The following is a 15,433-nucleotide window of genomic DNA, read 5'->3' as shown; positions in this document are numbered from 1 at the left end:
GTGGGTACCCCTCCCTCATGAGTACGACGCGACGAGTGATGCGGTGCACTCCCGAGCACGTGTGGGCGGTGCTGACGGACGGCTGGGTGTACGGGCAGTGGGTGGTGGGCGCCTGCCGCATCCGGGACGTGGACGAGAACTGGCCCGAGCTCGGCAGCCGGATCCACCACTCGGTGGGTTTGTGGCCGCTGCTCCTCGACGACTACACCGAGGTGCTCGAGGTGCACCCGGGTCGCCGCCTGGACCTGAGGGCGCGCGCCTGGCCCGCGGGGGTGGCGGTGGTCAGCCTGCGGATCGAGGACCACCAGGAGGGCTGCCTGGTGACGATGCTCGAGCGTGCCACCGAGGGCCTCGGCGCGATCACCCCGGCGCCGGTGCAGGACGTGCTGCTCCATCCCCGCAACCGGGAGTCGCTGCAGCGCATCGCCTACCTGGCGGAGGGCCGTGAAGCGGGGATGAAGACCAGCTGATGCCCGCCTACGACGCGATCGTGGTCGGCGCCGGGCCGAACGGGCTGACGGCCGCCAACCTGCTCGTCGACGCCGGGTGGCACGTGCTCCTGCTCGAGGCCTCCGCCGGCGTGGGCGGCGCCGTGCACAGCAGCCGGGACCTCGATCCCCGCTTCGTCACCGACACCGCCAGCGCCTTCTACCCGCTGGGAGCCGCGAGCCCGGTCATCTCCGGGCTGGGTCTCGAGGAGCACGGACTGCGCTGGCGGCACGCGCCGGCACCGCTGGGCCACGCCTTCAGCGACGGCGGGTGGGCGCTGCTGCACCGCTCGGCCGAGGACACCGCGGCCGGGCTCGAGGAGGACCATCGCGGGGACGGCCAGGCCTGGCTCGACATGTACGCGACGTTCGCGCGGATCGCCGACGACGTGGTCGGGACGCTGCTGGGCCCGTTCCCGCCGGTGCGGGCGGCGCTCCCGCTGGCCGCGAAGCTGCCCCGGGTCGGCGGCCTGGACCTGGTGCGCACGCTGCTGAGCCCGGCGGTCGAGCTGGTGCGGGAGAGCTTCGGCGGCCGTTCGGCCCGGATGCTGATCGCCGGCAACGCGCTGCACGCCGACATCCCGCTGGTGGGGGCGGGCTCGGGTGGCTTCGGCTGGTTGATGACCATGCTCGCCCAGCATGTCGGGTTCCCGGTGCCCGAGGGCGGCGCCGGCCAGCTGACCGCGGCGATGGCGCGGCGCTTCGAGGCCCGGGGAGGCGAGCTGCGCTGCGCGAGTCGCGTGGAGCGGGTGCTCGTCCACGAGGGACGCGCCACCGGCGTCCGGGTGGCCGGCGGCGAGGAGTACCACGCCACCCGGGCGGTGCTCGCCGACGTCGCCGCGACCTCGCTGTACGGCGCGCTGGTGCCGTGGGCCGACCTCCCCGAGCGGCTGCGCCGCCGGATGGGCCGCTTCACCTGGGACCCGGGCACGGTCAAGATCGACTGGGCGCTGGACCGACCGGTGCCCTGGGGGGTGGCCCCGTCGGTGGCGCCGGGCACGGTGCACGTCGGCGACTCCCTGGAGGAGATGGTCCGCTACGAGGCCGGGCTGCGCAACGGGGCTCAGGCCGGTCAGCTCTCGGATCGCCCGTTCCTGCTCACCGGGCAGATGACCACCAGCGACGCGACCCGGTCGCCGGCCGGCACGGAGTCCTTCTGGGCCTACACCCACCTCCCGCACGGAGCCGACGACCTGGTGGTGCGCCGTACCGTCGACGCGATGGAACGCCGCCTCGAGGAGCTGGCGCCGGGCTTCGCCGACGCGACCCTCGTGCGCCGGGTGCTGGGGCCACGCGAGCTCGAGGCGCACGACGCCAACCTGGTCGGCGGCTCGGTCAACGGCGGCACCGCCCAGCTCCAGCAGCAGCTGGTCTTCCGCCCCGTGCCCGGCACCGGGCGGCCCACCACGCCGATCGCGGGCCTCTACCTCGCCTCGGCCGCCGCCCACCCCGGCGGCGGCGTCCACGGCGCCTGCGGGGCGAACGCCGCCCGGGCCGCGCTCGGCTCGGCCCCCCGGCGCGCCGTACGCCGGCTGCGCCCGCGCCCCACCCCGCCCCCGCCGCCCGCGGCCCCGACTCCGCTGTAACGCGGGGTTATGCCCACTACCGCAGCGTCACGACGCTGTGGTGGCGGGCATAACCCCGCGTTACATGGAGCCTGGGCGGGTACCGCAGGTGGCGCACCCCCATTCGACAGCCGAGGAGTTCGCAGTGAAGGCAGTGACCTGGCAAGGCGTCCACGACATCCGCGTGATCGAGGTCCCCGACCCGCGCATCGAGGAGCCCACCGACGCGATCATCAAGGTGACCTCGACCGGCCTGTGCGGCTCAGACCTGCACCTGTACGAGACGCTGGCCCCGTTCATGGAGCCCGGCGACGTGGTCGGCCACGAGCCGATGGGCATCGTGGCCGAGGTCGGCTCCTCGATCACGAACCTGCGCGTGGGCGACCGGGTGGTGATCCCGTTCAACGTCTGCTGCGGCACCTGCTGGATGTGCGAGCGCAACCTGATGAGCCAGTGCGAGACCACCCAGAACCACGAGCACGGCACCGGCGCGAGCTTCTACGGCTACAGCAAGCTCTACGGCCAGGTGCCCGGCGGGCAGGCCGAGTACCTGCGCGTCCCGTACGCGGACTTCGCCGCGATGAAGGTGCCCGAGGGCCCCGCCGACGACCGCTTCCTGTTCCTCTCCGACGTGCTCCCGACCGCCTGGCAGGGCCTGAAGTACGCCGACGTGCCCGACGGCGGCACGCTGCTGGTGCTGGGCGCCGGGCCGATCGGGGACATGGCCGCCCGGATGGGTGCCAGGGCCGGGCACCGGGTGATCTCGGTGGACCGCATCCCCGAGCGACTGGCACGTCTGGAGCGCTTCGGGGTGGAGACCCTCGACTTCGACGAGGCCCACAAGGTGGGCGGCGTCGGCTCGGTGGTGCGCGAGCTGACCGGCGGCCGCGGGCCCGACTCGGTCATCGACGCGGTCGGCATGGAGGCGCACGGCTCGCCGATCGCGTCCGCGGTGCAGAAGATCACCGGGATGCTGCCCGACGCGATCTCCGAACGGCTGATGAAGACCGCCGGCGTCGACCGGATGACCGCGCTGCACACCGCCTTCGACGCCGTCCGGCGCGGGGGCACCGTGTCCATCTCCGGCGTCTACGGCGGCGCGATGGACCCGATCCCGATGATGCAGCTCTTCGACAAGCAGGTGCAGATCCGGATGGGGCAGGCCAACGTCCGCGCCTGGACCGACGAGCTGATGCCGCTGCTCACCGACGACGACCCGCTGGGCGTCGACGCCTTCGCCACCCACCACCTGCCGCTCGAGGAGGCCCCGTCGGCCTACGCGCACTTCCAGAAGAAGGAGGAGGGCATGGTGAAGGTGGTGTTCCAGCCCTGACAAGGGTTTCGCGGGAATTTCTCGCTCTACAGCGCATGTGATCCCCCAGAACGGGTACTGAGGGGTCCAGATGCCAACCGCCCCCGGGGCTCCCTCACGCAGCGGAGAACCACCGGGGGCGGTTTCTGTCTGGACGGGCAAGGTCGATCCCGAGGGTCGGACGAAGGAGAAGACATGAGGCCCCACGCTCGAGGCACCCGACTGCGTGCCGCGCTCACCGCGCTGGCGACGGTCCCCGCCACGCTGGTGGCCCTGACCGTCGGTGGTCCCGCCGCAGGGGCCGCGACCGCCACGCTCACGGACCCGGCCGGCGACCCGGGCGCCGACATCACCCGGGTCCGCGTCAACCACGCCACCGCCCTCAACGTCACCGTCGCCCACGCCCGCCGGCTCTCCCTCGAGGACCGCTACACCTTCTGGATCCACACCCGCCGCGACTCCGGGGCGCCGAGCCACCGGGTCACCGTGATCCCCAACTCCGGGGGCATCCGCCTCGACCGCGTCCAGGGGTACGCCGGGCGGGGGCGTCAGGTCGCCTGCCCGCGGCTCAGTGCCCGGGCCGACGTCTACGCCGACACCGACGTCGCCATCCGCGTGCCCCGCGCCTGCCTGGGCGAGCCGCGCACCGTGGCGGTGACCGTGCGGATGCGCCGGGCCGGCGTCGGCCAGGACTGGGCGCCGGGAGTCCGCACCCCCTCGCCGTGGGTCCGGCACGGCTGAGGCCGAGCCGAGGGTAGGGCGGCGGGTGTCGGCGGCGCGTGCGATGCTGCCGCGGTGACTCTGCGGATCCACCGCGCACCGCGCACCGACCAGCTCGCCGACGCGCTCGGCGACCTGCTGGCGCGGCCGCTGTCGGATCCGTTCGCCGAGGAAGTCGTGGTCGTGCCGGCCCGCGGCGTCGAGCGCTGGCTCACCCAGCGGCTCTCGCACCGGCTCGGGGCCGGACCCGGCGGCGGCGACGGCGTCTGCGCGGGGGTGCGCTTCCTCACCCCGCACTCGCTGGTGGCGCTGCTGCTCGGGGTGGACCGCGACGACCCCTGGGACCCCGAACGGCTGGTCTGGCCGGTGCTCGAGGCAATCGACGCGAGCCTCGGCGAGCCATGGTGCTCCACGCTGGCGGCCCACCTCGGCCACGGACTGGACGGGGAGGAGGCCGCCCTGCGCCGCAACCGGCGGTGGTCGGTGGCGCGCCGCCTGGCCGGCCTCTTCGCGTCGTACGCCGTGCAGCGCCCGGGTCTGGTCGCCGCCTGGCGTGCCGGGGACGACACCGACGCGGCCGGCGGCCGCCTCGACCACGACCTCGCCTGGCAGCCCGAGCTCCTGCGCCGGGTCCTCGAGCGGGTCGACGCCGACCCGCCCGACGTGCGCCACGCCCGCACCCTGGACCGGCTCCGCGCCGGCGGCGACGGACTGGACCTGCCGCCTCGGCTCTCGCTCTTCGGGCACACCCGGCTCCCGGCCACCGAGGTCGAGCTGCTCGACGCCCTGGGTGCCCTGCGCGACGTGCACCTCTGGCTGCCGCAGGCCTCGACCACCCTGTGGGAGGAGCTGGCGCCGGTCCTCGCCGGCGCGCCGGGGTCCGTGCCGCGCCACGACGACGACACCGTCGAGGCCGTGCGGCACCCGCTGCTGGCCTCGCTGGGCCGCGACGCCCGCGAGCTGCAGCGTGCCCTGGCCGCGACCGGCGCGAGCGACGAGCCGGTGGCGCGCAGCGCCACCGAGCCGGCGACGCTGCTGGGCTGGCTGCAGGGGGACCTGCGCGCCAACCGGCTTCCCGACGCGCGCACCCGCGCCGGCCGGGTGGTGGCCCCCGAGGACCGCTCGGTGCAGGTGCACGCCTGCCACGGCTCCGCGCGCCAGATCGACGTGCTGCGCGAGGTGCTGGTCGGGCTGCTCGCCGACGACCCGACGCTGGAGCCGCGCGACATCCTGGTGATGTGCCCCGACATCGAGACCTACGCGCCGCTGGTGCAGGCCGGGTTCGGGCTCGGCGACGTGGTGGCCGGCAGTGCGGGCCACCCCGCTCACCGGCTGCGGGTGCGGCTGGCCGACCGCGCCCTGACCAGCACGAACCCGCTGCTCTCGGTCGCCGGACGGCTCGTCGAGCTCGCCGGCGGCCGGGTCACCGCCACCGAGGTCCTCGACCTGGCGGCGGCCGAGCCGGTGCGGCGCCGGTTCGGCTTCGACGACGACGAGCTGGCCCGGCTGGGCCGCTGGGTCGAGCAGGCCGGGGTCCGCTGGGGCCTCGACGCGACCCACCGTGGCGCCTTCCGGCTCGCCCGGTTCGGGCAGAACACCTGGCGCGCCGGGCTGGACCGGGTGCTGCTCGGCGTCGCCATGGCCGAGGACGAGCACCGCTGGCTCGCGAGCGCGCTGCCGGTCGACGACGTGGCCAGCAACGACATCGACCTGGCCGGCCGGTTCGCGGAGATGATCGACCGGCTCGACGCCGCGCTGCGCCGGCTGCTGGCCTCCGGACCGGTCACCGAGTGGATGACCGCGCTCGGCGAGGCCGTGGCGGGGCTCACCGACGTGCCGCCCGACGACCGCTGGCAGGTCACCCAACTCGAGCGCGAGCTCGCGCGCACCGCCGAAGCCGCCCGGGCGCACGGCGGCGGCGCAGACGGCTCCGGTGCCACCCTGGGCCTGGCCGATGTGCGCGCCCTGCTCGAGCGGCGGCTGGCGGGGCGCCCCACCCGGGCGAACTTCCGCACCGGCACCCTCACCGTCTGCACGATGGTGCCGATGCGCTCGGTGCCGCACCGGGTGGTCTGCCTGGTCGGGCTCGACGACGGGGTCTTCCCGCGCACCGGCGCCGTCGACGGCGACGACGTGCTGGGGCGCCGGCCCCTGACCGGGGAGCGCGACGCCCGCAGCGAGGACCGCCAGCTCCTCCTCGACGCGGTGATGGCCGCCACCGACCGGCTCGTGGTCACCTACACCGGGGCCAACGAGCACAGCGGGGCGCGCCGGCCGCCCGCCGTACCGCTCGGGGAGCTCGTCGACGCCGTCCACGCCACGGCCGTCTCCGGCACCGGGACGCCGCTCGACGTGGTGGTCCGCCACCCCCTGCAGCCCTTCGACCCGCGCAACCTGGTGCCCGGGGCGCTCGGCACCCCCGAGCCGTTCAGCTTCGACCGCGCCGCCTGCGCGGGGGCCGAGGCGTCGCGACGACCGCGCATCGAGGTCGGCCCGCTGCTGAGCGAGCCGCTGCCCGCCCGCGCGCCCGGCGACGTCGCACTGGCCGACCTGCAGCGCTTCCTGGCCCATCCGGTGCGCGCGTTCCTGCGCAGCCGCCTGGAGATCACCGCGCCGCTGGAGGCCGAGGAGGTCCACGACGCCATCCCGATCGCGCTGGACGGCCTGGAGCGCTGGGCGGTGGGCGACCGGCTGCTCGCCGACATCCTGGCCGGCATGGATCCCCGCTCCAGCATGCAGGCCGAGCAGCTGCGCGGACTGCTCCCGCCGGGCCAGCTGGGCGCGCGCACGCTCGGCGAGGTGGGCACCGAGGTCCGCAAGCTCGTCGAGCAGACCGAGCACCTGCGTGCCGGCACGCCGCGCACCCTCGACGTCGACGTCGACCTCGGGGACGGGCGCCGGCTGACCGGCACCGTCGGCTCGGTGATCGGCAACCGGCGGGTGGTCGTCAGCTACTCCTCACTGCGCGCCAAGCAGCGCCTCACCTCGTGGGTCGACCTGCTCGCGCTCAGCGCCGGGCACCCCGACGAGAGCTGGACCGGACACGCCGTGGGCCGCGGCCGGGCCGGGCCGTCGCGGGCGCTGTCCGGGCCGCTCGACGAGCGGGCGCTGACCTGGCTGCGCGAGCTCGTCGACGTCTACGACCGCGGGATGCGCGAGCCGCTGCCGCTGCCGCTGCGCACCGCGGCGGCGTACGCCGAGGGGGTGCGGCGCCAGCGGATGGGCGACGACGCCGACCCGGTCGCGCTCGCCGCCCGGGAGTGGGACAGCAGCGACCGCAGCCCGGTCCCCGGCGAGCAGGACGACCCGCCGCACGTCCAGGTGTGGGGCGAGCGGGCGCCGCTGCGCTGCCTGCTCGACCCGCCGGGTGCCGAGGAGCGCTGGAACGACGAGCCCAGCCGGCTGGGCCAGTACGCCTGGCGCATCTGGGGACCGCTGATGGAGGGCGGCGAACGGGTGGGACCGCTGTGAGCGGGCGGACCCTAGGCTGTCGTCATGGCAGCAGGGGAGACGCAGGACGGGTTGACGGCCGACACGCGCTACGAGGTGACTCTCGAGGCCCACGTGCGCCAGGGACTGCGCCGGGTGACCACGCTGGGCTGGCTGGCGCTCAGCAGCTTGACCGGAGGATTCCTCGGCCTGCCCAGCATCGGGGAGCTCGTCGTGCGGCGCCGCACGGACCGCGCCGAGGTGCTGCGGATGGACGCCGAGTCCGAGGAGAGCGCGGCCCAACTGCTCGAGCACGTGCGCGAGCAGCTGCGCACGCTGAGCCCCGCGGAGTTCGTCGAGCGCTGGGGGATCACCGATGAGCCCGGAGTCGCCTAGCTCGGAGCCGCCCAGCCCGGAGCCGCCCAGCCCGGAGCCGCCCAGCCCCGCCGGCCCCGGCACGTTCTCGATCACCGACCCCCTGCCGCGCGTCGGCACCACGCTGCTGGAGGCCAGCGCCGGCACCGGCAAGACCTGGACCATCGGCGCCCTGGTCGCCCGGTTCGTCGCCGAGGGCGCGGCCCGGCTCGAGGAGATGCTGGTGGTGACCTTCGGGCGCGCCGCCAGCCAGGAGCTGCGCGAGCGGGTCCGCGACCAGCTCGTCGAGCTCGAGCAGGCGCTGTCCGCGCGGCTGCACCCCGAGCTCGGGGCGCCCGCGCAGACCCGTCCGAGCGCGGTCGTGGAGCTGCTGCTCGACGCCGAGGCCGACGAGCTGGACAGCCGGCTGCGCCGGGTGCGCGAGGCGCTGGCCTCCTTCGACGCCGCCACCATCGCCACCACCCACCAGTTCTGCCAGCTGGTCCTGCGCAGCCTCGGCGTCGCCGGCGACACCGACGCCGGCGCCCGGCTGGTTGAGGACCTCGACGAGCTGCTGGTCGAGGTGGTCGACGACCTCTACCTGCGCGGGTTCGCCGACGACGACTCGCCCGCGTTCACCCGCGCCGAGGGACTGGCGCTGGCCCGCGCGGCGGTCGCCGACCCGCAGGCCGAGCTGGCCCCGGCCGCCGAGGCGCCCGACACCGTGGCCGGGCGGCGGGTGGCCTTCGTGCGCGCCGTGCGCGCGGAGATGGAGCGCCGCAAGCGCCGCCTGGGCGTGCTCAGCTACGACGACCTGCTCTCCCAGCTCGCCGTCGCGCTGCACGAGCAGGACGCGCCGGCGCGCGAGCGGATGCGGCAGCGCTGGAAGGTGGTGCTGGTCGACGAGTTCCAGGACACCGACCCGGTGCAGTGGCAGGTCCTGGACCGGGCCTTCACCGGGCACGCCGCGATGGTGCTGATCGGCGACCCCAAGCAGGCGATCTACGCCTTCCGCGGCGGCGACGTGGTGACCTACCTGGCCGCGGCCGCTTCGGCGTCGACCCGCAAGACGCTGGCCACCAACTGGCGCTCGGACCAGCCGCTGGTCGACTCCCTGCAGGTCGTGCTGCGCGGCGCGGCGCTGGGCGACGAGGACATCGTGGTGCGCCCGGTGGACGCCGAGAACGCCGGCTCGCGGCTCACCGGCGCGCCGGTCGCCGCCCCGTTCCGGCTGCGCGTCGTACGTCGCGAGCAGCTGGGCCGCCGGGGACGCAGCGCGCTGCGGATGCCCGAGGTCCGCGAGCTGATCGGCCGCGACGTCGCCCATGACATCAAGCGACTGCTGACCTCCGGGGCGAGGTTCGAGGGCAGGGCGCTGTGCCCGCGCGACGTGGCGGTGCTGGCCCACACCGGCCGCAACCTGGCCGTGGTGCGCGAGGCCCTCGCGGCGGTGGGCGTGCCGGCCGTGGTCGCCGGCGGCGGCAGCGTCTTCACCACCCCCGCGGCGACCGAGTGGCTGCGCCTGCTCGAGGCGATGGAGCAGCCGCACCGCGCGGTGCGGGTCCGCAGCGCGGCGCTCACCTCGTTCGTGGGTCACCGCGCCGTCGAGCTCGACGCCGAGGGGGACGCCCTGACCGACCGGGTGGCCTCCACCATGCGCGAGTGGGCGGTGCTGCTGGGCCTGCGCGGGGTCGCCGCGGTGCTGGAGACGGCGGTCGCCGAGGGGCTGACCGCCCGGGTGCTGAGCCGCGTCGACGGCGAGCGCCACCTCACCGACCTGCGCCACGTCGGCCAGGCGCTGCACGAGGCCGCGCTGGCGCAGCGGATGGGGCTGGTCGCACTGCTGACCTGGCTGCGCGAGCAGATGGCCGAGGACCGTGTCCTGGTCGCCTCCGAGCGGACCCGGCGTCTCGACAGCGACGCCGAGGCCGTCCAGCTGGTCACGATCCACGGCAGCAAGGGCCTGCAGTACCCGGTCGTCTACCTGCCCTTCGTCGGCGACCGCTGGGTCAGCGAGCCGGCGGTCCCGCTCTTCCACCTGCCGAGCACCGACGGCGGCTCCGCCCGGCGCGCCATCGACGTGGGCGGGCCCACCGGTCGCGGCTGGCGTGAGGCGCTGGCCAGGCACCGCGACGAGGACGCCGGAGAGTCGCTGCGGCTGCTGTACGTCGCGCTGACGCGCGCGCAGTCGCAGGTGGTGGCCTGGTGGGCGCCGGCCACGAACGCCAAGGCCTCGGCGCTGCACCGGCTCCTGCTCGGTCGCGGCCCCGGGGTGGCCGAGGTCCCCGAGGCGCACGACCTTCCCGACGACGACACCGCGGCGACCTGGTTCGCGGCCTGGGAGCGCAACGGCGGGCCGGTCTTCGAGACCGCGGAGCCGGCACCGCTGCCCGCCGCCGAGCTCACCGCCGACACCAGCCCGCTGGCCGCGCGCACCTTCGGGCGCGAGGTCGACGTCCGCTGGCGACGCACCTCCTACTCCGCCCTGTCCGCGGCCGCTGCGGCAGCCGCCGAGGGGCGGACGGAGGCCCCCTTGGCCGGCGTGGGCAGCGAGCCCGAGGAGATGCCCCGCCAGGACGACGAGCCCGCCTCGCCGCGCGAGGTGCCGGCCGCCGAGCCGCAGGCCGCCGACCCGCCCGGTGCCGAGGGCCTGGACCTGGTCTCGCCGATGGCGGCGCTGCCGGTCGGGGCGACGTTCGGCTCACTGGTGCACGCGGTCCTCGAGCACGCCGATCCCGACGCCGCGGACCTGCGTGCCGAGCTGCTCGGCCACGTCGAGGAGCAGCTGGTCCGTTGGCCGGTCGACGTCGACCGCGAGGCGCTGGCCGATGCGCTGGTCGCGGTCTGCGAGAGCCCGCTGGGACCGCTCGCCGGTGACGCGACGCTGCGCTCGGTGCCCCTGCGCGACCGACTGCGCGAGATGGAGTTCGAGCTGCCGCTCGCAGGCGGGGACCTGCCCGGCTCCGAGCGCGCGGCCCGGGTCCGGCTCGGTGACATCGCGCCGCTGCTGCGTCGCCACCTCGCCGCCGACGACCCGCTGCTGCCGTACGCCGACGCGCTCGCCGACGAGGCGCTCGGGGGCCAGGACCTGCGCGGGTACCTGACCGGCTCCGTGGACGTCGTGCTGCGCCTGGGCGCGGGTGAGGACCTGCGGTTCCTCGTGGTCGACTACAAGACCAACTGGCTCGGCCCGCCGATCGGCGACGCGAGCGCGCCGGCGCTGAGCGCCGGCGACTACGCCCCGGACCGCCTGGCCGCGGCGATGGGGCACTCCGACTACCCCCTCCAGGCCCTGCTCTACGCGGTGGTCCTGCACCGCTACCTGCGCTGGCGCCTGGCCGACTACGAGCCCGCGCAGCACCTCGGCGGGGTGCTCTACCTGTACCTGCGCGGGATGTGCGGTCCGAAGACCCCGAAGGTCGGCGAGCACCCCTGTGGGGTGTTCTCCTGGCGCCCGCCGCTGGCCCTCGTCGAGGAGCTCTCCGACCTGCTCGACGGCCGCCTCGGCGGGTCAGCCACGGGAGGCCACCGATGACCGAGCTGTTCGAGCCGGTCGACGCCCACGACCGCCGGCTCGCGTTGGGCACCCCCGACGGGCTCCTGGCGCGCTTCAACCATGCCGGGGTGCTGACCGCCGCCGACGTCCACGTCGCCCGACGGCTCTGCCTGCTCGCCGGGGAGGCCGACGAGCGCGTCCAGCTGGCGCTGGCGCTGGCCACCCGCGCGGTGCGGCACGGCTCGGTGTGCGTGCGTCTGGACCTCGTCACCGACCTGGTCCCGGTACTGCCCGAGGGGCTCACCTGGCCCGACCCGCAGGAGTGGGACGCCGCGATCGAGCGCAGCCCGCTGGTGGCCACCGGGGTGCTGCGCCACGAGTTCGGCCTGCTCTACCTCGACCGCTACCACCAGCAGGAGTCCACGCTCGCCGCCGACCTCGCCGCGCGCCTGGTGCAGCCGCCGCCCGCGGTCGACGAGCCGGTGCTGACCCAGGGCCTGGCGAGGATCTTCCCGCACGAGAGCGACACCGAGCAGCGCGCCGCCTCCCAGCAGGCGGCCAGACGGTGGACGACGGTCCTCACCGGCGGCCCGGGCACCGGCAAGACGACCACCGTGGCTAGGCTCCTGGCGCTGCTCGCCGAGCAGGCCGAGACCGGGGCCGGGTCGGGCGGGCACGGCAGCCGCCGGATGCGGGTGGCGCTGACCGCGCCCACCGGCAAGGCCGCGGCCCGCCTGCAGGAGGCCGTGGCGTACGCCGCCGCAGGGCTGCCGGCGGCGGACCGTGAGCGGCTGCGCGCCAGCGCCTCCGCGGACGGCACGCTGCGGGCCACCACCATGCACCGGCTGCTGGGCACCCTGCCCGACAACGGCACCCGCTTCCGCCACCACCGCGGCAACCGGCTGCCGCACGACGTGGTCGTGGTCGACGAGGCCTCCATGGTGTCGCTGACCCTGATGGCCCGGCTGGTCGAGGCGGTGCGGCCCGACGCGCGGCTGGTGGTGGTGGGCGACCCCGACCAGCTCGCGTCGGTGGAGGCCGGCGCGGTCCTCGCCGACCTGGTCGGCGGGCTGCGCCGCCGCGGCGCCGGGAGCGTGACCGCGCTGACCACCGCGCACCGCTTCGGCAGCGACATCGGCCGGCTCGCCTCGGCGCTGCGCTCGGGCGACGCCGACCTCGTCCTGGAGGTGCTGCGGGCCGGGGGCGAGGGCGTCGAGTTCCTGGAGACCGCCGAGCCGGCCGAGCCGCTGCACCGGGTGCTGCTGGGGCCGGCGCTGGCGCTGCGGGCCGCCGCCGAGGCCGGGGACGCGCCGGCCGCGCTGGCCGCGCTCGCCGGGCACCGGTTCCTGTGCGCGCACCGGCACGGCCCCTCCGGGGTGCAGACCTGGAACCGGCGCGTCGAGCAGTGGATCAGCGAGGCGACCGGTGACCCGCTGCGCGCCCCGATGTACCTCGGTCGGCCGCTGCTGGTCACCGCCAACGACCACGCGCTCGACGTCTACAACGGCGACACCGGCGTCGTCCTGCGGGGCGCGGACGGCACCCCCCGGGTCCTGGTCTCCGCGCCGGCCGGGGCCCTCGACCTGGCGCCCACCCGGCTCGGTGACGTCGAGACCATGCACGCGATGACGATCCACAAGAGCCAGGGCAGCCAGGCCCGCGAGGTGACGGTGCTGCTGCCCGACGCCGACTCGCGGCTGCTGACCCGCGAGCTGCTCTACACGGCCGTGACCCGGGCCGAGCAGAAGGTGCGCGTGGTCGGCACCGAGGCCGACGTGCGTGCCGCGGTCGGGCGCCAGGTGCAGCGGGCCAGCGGGCTGGCCCAGCGGCTCGCATCGTCCTGAGTCCACGCGCTCGGTCAAAGCCCGTCTCCGGGCCCCGGGATTTGGCATAGTGGGCCGTGGGGTCGAGCAGGCGGCGGTTCCCGTGGACCGAAACCTGCGGGCAACACGCGCCCGCTAGTGTCGGCCCTCCTCGACCAAGGAGCCAATGCCCATGCCCTTCCTGTTGCGGGTGGAGCTCCCCGACGTCCCCGGCTCGCTGGGCCGCGTCGCCTCGGCGATCGGCGAGGCCGGAGGCGACATCGACGCCATCGAGATCGTCGAGCACCGCCACGACGAGGGCACCGCCGTCGACGACGTGCTGCTCGAGATCGCCCAGGGCACGATGCCCGACTCGATCGTGTCCGCCTGCAACGCCCTCGACGGCGTCCAGGTGCTCTGGATCAGCCGCTACGCGGCCGGGAGCAACCTCTTCCTCGACCTCGAGGCGGTCGAGGAGCTCACCGCGCACCCCGACCAGGCGCTGGACCGGGTCGTCGACCTGCTGCCGGTGACCTTCCGCGCCGACTGGGGGGCACGGGTGCGTCGCCAGGCCGGCGCGGACGGGACCGAGCGCGGCACGATCGTGCATGCCACCGGGGCGGCTCCCGAGGACCTGGGCTGGATCAGCGTCGAGCGGGCCGCTCGGCTGGAGTCGATCGACGACGTCACCGAGCTCGTCGCGGTGCCGGTGACCGGTGGGGAGATCGTCGTCGTGGGTCGTCGGGGCGGACCGGAGTTCCTCGACTCCGAGCTCGCGCGCCTCGACCACCTGGTCGCGCTCGCGCTCTCGATCAGCCGCGCCTCGGACACCGCCGGCGCCTAAGGGCACAATGTCCCGCATGAGTGAGCCCACCCCCAAGATCCGTGTCTTCCTTCTCGACGACCACGAAGTGGTGCGCCGGGGCCTGCGTGACCTGCTGGAGGACTCCGGCGACATCGAGGTGGTGGGGGAGTCGGGCCTCGCCGTGGAGGCCACCAGCCGGATCCCCGCGCTGCGCCCGGACGTCGCGATCCTCGACGGCCGGCTGCCCGACGGCAGCGGGATCGACGTGTGTCGCGACATCCGGTCGGTGGACCCCACCATCCGCGCGCTGATCCTGACGTCGTACGACGACGACGACGCGCTTTTCGCCGCGATCGTGGCCGGCGCCTCCGGCTACGTCCTCAAGCAGGTCGGCGGCAACGCCCTGGTCGACAGCATCCGTCGGGTCGCCGCCGGGCAGTCGCTGATCGACCCCAGCCTGATGGCGCGCGTGCTCGACCGCGTCCGCAACGGGGCGCCCGAGGCCAGCGAGCTCGCGGGGCTGACCGCCCGCGAGCGGGAGATCCTCGCCCTGATCGCCGAGGGGATGACCAACCGCCAGATCGGCGAGCGCCTCTTCCTGGCCGAGAAGACCGTCAAGAACTACGTCTCCAGCCTGCTCACCAAGCTGGGACTGGAGAGGCGCACCCAGGCGGCCGTGCTCGCGGCCAAGCTCCTGCGCTGATCCGGGCGGGGGGTCCTTGGGCCGCCCGGGCACCAGGACCTTCGGCCCGTGGGGACGCGACCCTTAGCCCTGCGGCGTGATCCGCGTCTCGTTGATGGTGGTGGTGAAGACACTCAACGAGGAGTTGATCCGGATGTCCGCCATCCACAGTCAGAAGGGGACCGCGACGACCACCGAGGCCGAAGCCGCCCACCGCTCCACCCACACCGAGCTCGAGCCCGGTACGCCGATCGCCCGACGCGTCCTGGCGACGCTGCGGATCATGTTCGGCCTGACGTTCCTGTGGGCCTTCGTCGACAAGGTGTTCGCGCTCGGCTTCCACACCGGCTACAGCACCGACCCGGCCACCGGGGCCGAGACCCTCGACCGCTTCGGTGACGCCGCCTGGATCAACGGCGCAAGCCCCACCGAGGGCTTCCTCAAGTTCGGTGCCGACGGCCCGTTCAAGGAGTTCTACAACAGCATCGCCGGCGCCGCCTGGGCGGACTGGCTGTTCATGCTCGGCCTGGCCGGCATCGGCCTGGCCCTCACCCTCGGGATCGGCATGCGCTTCGCGGCCGCGGCCGGGGCCCTGCTCTACGTGATGATGTGGAGCGTCGTCCTGCCCCCCGAGAACCACCCCTTCCTCGACGAGCACCTGCTCAGTGCCGTCACACTGGTGGTGCTGGCCCTGTTCCACGCGGACCGGACCTGGGGACTCGGCCGCATCTGGGGCGAGCTGCCCGTCGTGAAGAACACCTCCATCCTGAAGTGAGGCAC

11 protein-coding genes are annotated in these 15,433 nt (G+C 75.1%); all 11 read left to right on the top strand.

Annotated elements, in window-relative coordinates:
- Positions 1-17: 17 nt before the first annotated feature.
- The 11 genes from AC6EI4_RS01060 to AC6EI4_RS01010 all read left to right on the top strand — a co-directional run bounded on the left by AC6EI4_RS01060 (position 18) and on the right by AC6EI4_RS01010 (position 15,428).
- On the top strand, positions 18-470 hold the full coding sequence (locus AC6EI4_RS01060; protein ID WP_498420558.1) for an SRPBCC family protein: 453 nt from the start codon (positions 18-20) through the stop codon (positions 468-470).
- A complete protein-coding gene (locus AC6EI4_RS01055; RefSeq protein ID WP_498450302.1) occupies positions 470-2,074 on the top strand; it encodes a phytoene desaturase family protein in 1,605 nt (534 codons plus the stop codon). The genes AC6EI4_RS01060 and AC6EI4_RS01055 overlap by 1 nt, the downstream gene beginning before the upstream one ends.
- A 124-nt stretch (positions 2,075-2,198) precedes the next feature.
- Positions 2,199-3,386 (top strand): zinc-dependent alcohol dehydrogenase, encoded by a 1,188-nt coding sequence (locus tag AC6EI4_RS01050; RefSeq protein ID WP_498450301.1) that lies wholly within the window; start codon positions 2,199-2,201, stop codon positions 3,384-3,386.
- A 174-nt stretch (positions 3,387-3,560) separates the two neighbouring features.
- Positions 3,561-4,106, top strand: coding sequence for a hypothetical protein (locus AC6EI4_RS01045; protein ID WP_498450300.1), 546 nt, complete (start codon positions 3,561-3,563; stop codon positions 4,104-4,106).
- A 54-nt stretch (positions 4,107-4,160) separates the two neighbouring features.
- Positions 4,161-7,556, top strand: a complete 3,396-nt coding sequence (gene recC, locus AC6EI4_RS01040; protein WP_498450299.1) for an exodeoxyribonuclease V subunit gamma — start codon at positions 4,161-4,163, stop codon at positions 7,554-7,556.
- 24 nt (positions 7,557-7,580) lie between these two features.
- Positions 7,581-7,910 carry a hypothetical protein gene (locus AC6EI4_RS01035; RefSeq protein WP_498420567.1) on the top strand — a complete coding sequence of 110 codons (330 nt, stop codon included), beginning with the start codon at positions 7,581-7,583 and terminating at the stop codon, positions 7,908-7,910.
- Positions 7,891-11,403: a UvrD-helicase domain-containing protein gene (locus AC6EI4_RS01030; RefSeq protein WP_498450298.1), complete on the top strand. Its 3,513-nt coding sequence runs from the start codon at positions 7,891-7,893 to the stop codon at positions 11,401-11,403. The genes AC6EI4_RS01035 and AC6EI4_RS01030 overlap by 20 nt, the downstream gene beginning before the upstream one ends.
- The gene (recD, locus tag AC6EI4_RS01025; protein WP_498420570.1) at positions 11,400-13,208 is read left to right on the top strand and encodes an exodeoxyribonuclease V subunit alpha; all 1,809 of its coding nucleotides are present in this window, start codon (positions 11,400-11,402) and stop codon (positions 13,206-13,208) included. The genes AC6EI4_RS01030 and recD overlap by 4 nt, the downstream gene beginning before the upstream one ends.
- Before the next feature lie 151 nt (positions 13,209-13,359).
- Positions 13,360-14,010, top strand: coding sequence for an ACT domain-containing protein (locus AC6EI4_RS01020; RefSeq protein WP_498420571.1), 651 nt, complete (start codon positions 13,360-13,362; stop codon positions 14,008-14,010).
- 16 nt (positions 14,011-14,026) lie between these two features.
- Positions 14,027-14,674, top strand: a complete 648-nt coding sequence (locus AC6EI4_RS01015) for a response regulator (RefSeq protein WP_498420572.1) — start codon at positions 14,027-14,029, stop codon at positions 14,672-14,674.
- Between the two features lie 76 nt (positions 14,675-14,750).
- Positions 14,751-15,428, top strand: a complete 678-nt coding sequence (locus AC6EI4_RS01010) for a hypothetical protein (protein WP_498420574.1) — start codon at positions 14,751-14,753, stop codon at positions 15,426-15,428.
- The last annotated feature ends 5 nt before the right edge of the window (positions 15,429-15,433 follow it).

This window comes from Nocardioides sp. Z43_10, assembly GCF_059766615.1.
This window is presented reverse-complemented; position numbering and strand designations above follow the sequence as displayed.